Genomic DNA, 6535 nt, shown 5'->3' on the forward strand with positions numbered 1-6535 from the left:
CAACGGGGAGAGCGTGAACGGGGCAGGCGGGGAAGACGGGTTCGACCTCACGGGCAGCGGCGCCGAGCCACTGCGCGCACAGGACCCGAGGAGCATCGGGACGATCCCGCTGGTGGGCCGCCTCGGGACCGGCGGCATGGGGCGGGTGTACCTCGGCGTCAAGGACGGGCGGTACGCCGCCGTCAAGCAGATGCTGGCGTCCGTCGTCGCCGAGGACCAGGGGTTCCTGCGCCGCTTCGGACAGGAGATGGACAACCTCGCGAAGCTGCCGCCCGAGGCCACCGCGCCGCTTCTGGCAAGCGACCGCACCGCCGAACCGCCATGGTTCGCCACCGCGTACGTCCCCGGAATCACCTTGTCCGAGGCCGTCGAACCGCCTGGCGGCGGCCCGCTACCGGCCGACGCCCTATGGCTGCTCCTCAGGGAGGTGGCCGAAGGCCTGAAGCCGGTGCACGCCCGGAACATGATCCACCGGGACCTCAAGCCGTCGAACGTCATGCTGACCCTCGACGGCGTCACCCTCATCGACTTCGGGATCGCCCGCGCCGCCGAGCAGAGCCAGCTGACCCAGACCGGCCTGATCGTCGGTACGCCCTCGTATATGTCGCCCGAACAGGCGTCGGGCTCAAGGCGGTTGACCAGCGCGTCCGACGTGTTCACGCTGGGCCTCCTCGTCGCCTACGCGGCGAGCGGCCGCTGGCCGTTCAAGGACGGCACCGAAGGCAGCCCGCTCTACCGCATCGTCCACGACGCCCCCGACCTGGCGCCGGTCCGCGAACTCGACGCCGGACTCGCCGAGATCGTCGCGTCCTGCCTGGACAAGGACCCGGAGGGCCGCCCGACCGCCCCCGAACTGCTCGAACTGGCAGCACAGCAGGGCCCGTCGGCCCCCGGCGACTGGCCGACCCCCGTCACCGACCTCCTGACCGCACGGGCCGCCTTCGCGGCGAACGTGCCGACGGGCATCGAGGAAGCCCTGCCCGGTACGGATCCGACGCCGGCCGAGGACACGACGCCTCCCGGCACGACGCCTCCCGGCACGACGACCCCCGAAGCCCGGGCACCCCGCCGCGAGCGCCGCCGCACCCGCATCGTGCTGGCCGCCGTACCCGTGGTCCTGGTCGCCGTCGGCACGACACTCGCCCTCCAGAACCTGCCGTACGTGACGGACCCGGACCAAGCGGCGGGCGCGCCCCCGTCCGCCTCGGCCCCGGCCGACCCCGCGCAGTCCCCGGACGCGAACTCCTCGGCCTCACCGGCGTCGAAGAAGCCGGACGACAAGAACCCCGAGAAGCCGGACGGGAAGGGCGATCCGCCGCCGGACGGCTCAACGGGCGGCTCATCGGGAGCCGGCGCGCAGAAGCCGTCGGGAGGAAAGGGAGACGCGGAAGACGCGGAAGACGCCGCGGATTCCGGTACGGCGGACGGCGGTTCGTCGAGCACGGGCTCATCCGGCGGGGACGCATCCGCTGGATCCGATGGGTCCGATGGATCCGATGGGTCCGATGGATCCGATGGCGAGACCCCCGCGCCGCACCCTCCCTCGTCGAGCGGCCCGTTCCGGCTGAAGAACGCCGACACCGGTGTGTGCCTGACCCAGGTCTACGGAGCCGCGGACGACGGCAAGTGCAGCGACCCGAGCGCCTCGTGGAAAACGGTGAGCGCGGAGAACAACAGCTTCAAGGTCGTCAACAGACAGTCCGGCGCCTGCCTGGTCGCCAACATGCTCGGCCAGGCCGTCTTCGTCGGCGACTGCACCCAGGGCGCCGCACGCCTCTGGCGCTGGGGCTCGGGCGGCACGTTGAAGAGCTCCTCCAATGGCGGCTGCCTCGACCTCGCCTACGGCGGCGGCGTCGCGACGACCACATGCGCGTCCGGCAAGGCTTCCCAGCGCTGGAACAGGTCGTAGCCCCCGGATCACGCATCACCCTCCACGGGTGGCGACCGACCGGCCGACCGGCCGACCGGGTGGAAACTCGATCACTAGCGGCTCCCGTCCGCAGCCGCAGGCTGAACGGAGGCCCGGCAATGACCACCACCACCCACCAGCGATCACCAGGTGTGCGGGCCACCGCCACCGGCCTGACGATGTTCGCCGCCGTCATGCTGTTCATCGCCGGCATCCTCGACCTCTTCCGGGGCGTCATGGCGATCGCCGAGGACGATGTCTTCGTCAGCACCCCCAACTACGTATTCAAGTTCGACCTGACCAGCTGGGGCTGGATCCAGCTGGGGCTGGATCCAGCTGGCGCTCGGCGCGGTCGCCGTGATCGTGAGCCTCGGCCCGTTCGCCACGGCCACCTGGGCGAGGGTCCTCGGAGTGGGCATCGCGGCACTGCGGTGATCGCCAACTTCCTCTCCATCCCGTACTACCCCGTCTGGTCGATCACGCTGATCGCCCTGTACGCGTTCGTCATCTGGGCACTGTGCGTGGTCAAGCCGGGGGGTCCCACGGACTCACGGGGACCGTGCGCCTGTCGGATCACTCGGGGAGACGGCGCATCTCCACCACGTGCAATCCGAGCGACTGGCAGCGCGTCAGCAGGCCGTAGAGCTGTGCCTCGTCGATGACCTGGCCGAACAGCACGGTCTGCTCCACCATGGCGAAGCTGTCCAGCTCCGGGAACGCCGCGGTCATCGTCCGGTACATCCGCCCGTCGACACGGATCTCGTATTGGCGGAGCTCGGGGTGCGGCTCCGGGCGCTCGGCGGGGATGGCCCGCTCCGCCTCGTCCACATCCGTCGCGCCGGCGTCGGCAAGATCGGCCGAGCCGGACATCCGGGCCGCGAGCACACGTAACAGAGCACAGTTGAGCCGCAGGGCCGCGGACGGGTGCCCGCCGTCGTGAAGGACTTCCTGTGCGCGCCGCAGGTGTTCGAGCCCGCGGTCGACATCGTGGCGGGTGAGCTGACGAGCGGTACGCACCAGATCCGCGGCGGGACCGGGCGTGTCCGCGGGCATCCGGGAGAAGAGCCGGTCGAGGCGTTCGGCGTCCAGTCCGGTGAGCAGCTGCCCGACGGCCAGCTCCTCGATGAACTGGCTCGCCGTGTACTCCCAGTCCCCCGCCTCTGCGGCGTGCGGCAGGGCCTCGGCGAACAGACCCGTCTCGATCAGCCACCTTGCCGCCTTCCGGTGGAGCTCGGGTTCGAGTCCGGGGTACCGGACCCGTGCGGGCGGTGCCGGGCTCGCCGAACCACACCACCGCGCTGTGCTCGCCGTCGCGCTCGTGCGTCGTGACCGGCCGCAACCACCACGCCAACGGCATGGCGTCGATCACCGAGCTGGCCAGCGGATATCCCGGCTACAACGGCCAGATCCCGTTCGAGAACGGGATGCTCTCCGAGATGCTGCTCCAGCACGGCTACAACACGTACATGATCGGCAAGTGGCACCTGATGCCCTCGGAGCAGGAGTCGGCCGCAGGGCCGTACGACCGGTGGCCACTGGGGCGGGGCTTCGAGCGGTTCTACGGCTTCCTGGGCGGCGACACCAGCCAGTGGTATCCGGACCTGGTGTACGACAACCACCCGGCGGTGATGCGGATGCGCTGGGTGTTCACGTGTGCTCCCTTGTGGCGCAGTTGAGTCGCCAACGCTAGGGAGCGGGACGGGGGTTGGGTATTGGATGTTCGGGTACTGCCCTGTGGTGCGCTGCCTCAAGGTGCATGGCACGTTCGGGCAGTTCAGAAGGGGTGGGGGGTGTGCCGGTTTCGTTAAGCCCTGTGTGGGTGTCAGGTACATGGACTAGGTTGAGTGCTGGTTTCGCCACACCCAGGGCACGGGGCTCTGCTGGGACTTGCGAGGCCGGGAAGACAGCTCTTGATGACTGTTCCTGTCGGGCCTTTCCTGTCTTCAACTTGCCTGCGGCATATGTGCCTTGTGGGTTGTTCGCTGTTCGTTCTCTGAAATCGCACGCTGGTCGCCCGGCCTGGCGTGCCGGTCCGGGCGGCCTCGCATCATGGGGGAAACATGCCGAAAAGGCCATCGCGGAAAGAGGACCCAAGTACTAGGTGCACGTACCAGCATCCGGGCCGCGATCCGATCGCGGACACCGTGGAACTGGGACTCCTCACCGACCGGGAGCGCCAGGTCCTGCTGTTGCTCGGTACGGGCAAGAACAATCGCGAGCTCGCCAAGGCCCTCGGGATCGCCGAGCGCACCGTCAAAGCGCATACCGCCCGTGTTCTGGACAAGCTGCGGTTGCCTTCGCGGCTGGAGGCCGCGGTGGTCTCCGTGCTGCTGCACCACGTGCTGTGTGAAGACGCGCGATGTGTGCGCAACTGCGGGGAGAGGGAGGCGATCCCCTTGCAGCGCAGCCACGCACACGTCGCGTCCTGAGTCGCGGATTGCTTGAACCCTCCCCGGGCCGGGGGTGGTTGATGGTGCCCTTGGGTCACGAATGGAAAGAAGGCGGCGTTCCGGGGCCATGCAGGGCCCTGGGAGATCACCGCAGCCGTGGTACTCGGCGTGATCATCTCGGCGTCCGTGGTGACGGCGCTGGGGAGCCTGGGAGGCGCGGATAGCGTCTCTGGGGTGAGAGACGAGGGAGACGCCTTCAGGTTGTCTCCACCCGCCTGTTCGAGGAACTGGGGGGCGTGGAGGAGGCCCGCAGGGCGTCCCCGTAGACGAAGGCCCGCACCCTGACCGGGTGCGGGCCTTCGTGCTGTCAGGGGGTGTGGTGCGTGCTGCCGGTCGGGCTGGGGCGTGCGGCGTCGTCCTGGTCGATGCACTTGTGGCCGTTGCGGGGGAGGTTCTTCACCGCTGCGGCGAGCTCGACCAGGGCGACGTCGGAGGGCACTTCGGGGTCGATGACGGCTTCGGCGGCCGGCTTGCGTCCGAAGGTGGTGATGGTCTTGTCGCCCTCGCCCTGTCCGCTGTTTTTCAGTACCCAGTCCACGCCGTTGACGGTGACGCACATGTCGGTGGTGGGCAGCATCTCGGGCAGTCCGCAGCGCAGGGTGATCACGTTGTCGCCGTAGACGGCGGCGCCGGGGGAGGTGGCGGTTTTCTCGTGTCCGCCGATCTTGTCGGGGTAGCCCTCGGCCAGGTCGCGGCAGATGGCGCTTTTGGCCTGGGGGGCGCCTTCGGCCGATGGTGCGTCGGCGGGCAGGAACTGGATGGCCAGCAGGGCGGCGCCGGCCAGGGTCAGGACGCTGGCGAGGATGGGCAGGGTGCGGGAGTGCTTGGGCATGAGGGAACTGTAGGAGGCGGGTATTGCCCTCAAGTGCGCTGCCCCTAGGGCCAATACCGCCTGGTGATCGTCGTGCGTAGGCTCGGGCGGGCTCGGGCCGCAGGGGCCGCGAGCGCGTGGTGGGAGGGGACCTGCGGTGTTGAGGACGATGAAGGCTGTGGTGGTGTCCGGTGCCGCGGTGGCGGTGCTGGGGGGCGTGGCCGCGCCGGTGGGGGCGGCGCCCGCGGGCAAGGACCCGTACAAGAACACAGGTCTTACCAAGGTGTACGGCAAGACCGGCCTGTGTTTCTCGATGGACAACTCGAAGAAGTCCAAGGCGGCGGTGAAGCTGCGGGGCTGCAACAAGAAGTCCACGACGCAGCGTTGGAACCTGTACTGGCTCAATGCGAACAAGCCGGCCGAGCGCCCGCGCTATGGGATCCAGAACCGTAAGTCGGGCAAGTGCCTGGCGCCGACGTCGAAGAAGTCGGGTGCGTCGGTGCGTCAGTACGGGTGCAACAAGAAGTCGAAGGCGCAGTGGTGGACGCTGTATGACCGGCGGATCACTTCCTACGGCTCGGGCAGGCTGGTGATGTCGGCGCAGTCGGACAAGAAGGGCTCGAAGATCACGCTGATGAAGTACTCGAACAAGACGGTGAAGCTGAAGAAGCAGGCGTTTTCGCTGATCTGGAAGAAGAACGACCCGACCGCGCTGTAACAGCCCGCATGGGGCAGGGCCCGCACCGCATGGGGCAGGGCCCGCACCGCATGGGGCAGGGCCCGCACCGCATGGGGCAGGGCCCTGCCCCATGTGCGGGAGCGGGTCAGGACAGGCCCCAGCGTTCGTCCTTGACGCTGCCGCCCTTCTTGCCGAGCTTGAGCTTGGTTCCGCTCTTGTTGTTCGGGCTCAGGATGGACTTTTTGGACCAGAAGTTGGTGATCCTCATGTTGTTGAGGTTCCACAGCTCCTTGTCGTTGCCCGCGTAGCACTTCTGCTGGGTGATGGCCGATCCGGACTTCTTGCTGCCCGAGTGCAGGCATTTGCCGGACTTGCGGTTGATGATGAGGTAGTAGGAGTCGGAGGGCTTGCCGATCAGGACGCCTTCGATGTCCCAGCGCTGCGTGGAGTTCTTGGAGCACTTCGCCTGGCGCAGGGTGGCGCCCTTGCCGGTCTTGCCGCTCATGGTGAAGCAGGCCGCCTTGTCCTTCGCGGCGACCTTTTCGAGCCGGACGTTCTTGTGGTTGCCGCGTGCTCCGTCGGGGGAAGCCTGCGCGGCGGTGGGGGCGATCAGGGCGGTGGTGGCGGCGATGAGCACTACGGCCTTGAGGGGGCGGATCATGCGGGGTCCTTTACCGGTGAGGGGC

Annotated in this window: 7 protein-coding genes and 1 pseudogene; 5 read left to right on the top strand and 3 right to left on the bottom strand. The window is 68.5% G+C overall.

From position 1 onward, the window contains the following. Nucleotides 1–13 precede the first annotated feature (13 nt). On the top strand, nt 14–1909 hold the full coding sequence (locus E2651_RS39690; protein ID WP_135336138.1) for a protein kinase: 1896 nt from the start codon (nt 14–16) through the stop codon (nt 1907–1909). 119 nt (nt 1910–2028) lie between these two features. Further along, nucleotides 2029–2571: pseudogene (locus tag E2651_RS45760) on the top strand (hypothetical protein). On the opposite strand, the gene E2651_RS45765 reads toward E2651_RS45760, so the two are convergent. Beyond that, nucleotides 2483–2716, bottom strand: a complete 234-nt coding sequence (locus tag E2651_RS45765; RefSeq protein ID WP_245239507.1) for a hypothetical protein — start codon at nt 2714–2716, stop codon at nt 2483–2485. The pseudogene E2651_RS45760 and the gene E2651_RS45765 sit on opposite strands and share 89 nt — an antisense overlap. A 452-nt stretch (nt 2717–3168) precedes the next feature. Between E2651_RS45765 and E2651_RS39705 the strand changes: the two genes are divergently transcribed. Next, nucleotides 3169–3585, top strand: a complete 417-nt coding sequence (locus E2651_RS39705) for a sulfatase-like hydrolase/transferase (RefSeq protein ID WP_280922829.1) — start codon at nt 3169–3171, stop codon at nt 3583–3585. A gap of 468 nt (nt 3586–4053) precedes the next feature. Further along, complete coding sequence (locus tag E2651_RS39710; protein WP_245239506.1) at nt 4054–4338, top strand: LuxR C-terminal-related transcriptional regulator; 285 nt, start codon at nt 4054–4056, stop codon at nt 4336–4338. A gap of 328 nt (nt 4339–4666) precedes the next feature. On the opposite strand, the gene E2651_RS39715 is transcribed toward E2651_RS39710, so the two are convergent. Next, complete coding sequence (locus E2651_RS39715; RefSeq protein ID WP_135336140.1) at nt 4667–5191, bottom strand: DUF3515 domain-containing protein; 525 nt, start codon at nt 5189–5191, stop codon at nt 4667–4669. A 136-nt stretch (nt 5192–5327) separates the two neighbouring features. Here E2651_RS39715 and E2651_RS39720 point away from each other — a divergent pair, with 136 nt between their 5' ends. After that, complete coding sequence (locus tag E2651_RS39720) at nt 5328–5888, top strand: RICIN domain-containing protein (protein ID WP_167829036.1); 561 nt, start codon at nt 5328–5330, stop codon at nt 5886–5888. A gap of 106 nt (nt 5889–5994) precedes the next feature. Here E2651_RS39720 and E2651_RS39725 read toward each other — a convergent pair. Then, the coding region (locus E2651_RS39725; protein ID WP_209446368.1) for an RICIN domain-containing protein at nt 5995–6535 on the bottom strand (541 nt) is incomplete at its 5' end.

It is taken from the genome of Streptomyces sp. MZ04 (genome assembly GCF_004684775.1).
Lineage (GTDB): Bacteria > Actinomycetota > Actinomycetes > Streptomycetales > Streptomycetaceae > Streptomyces.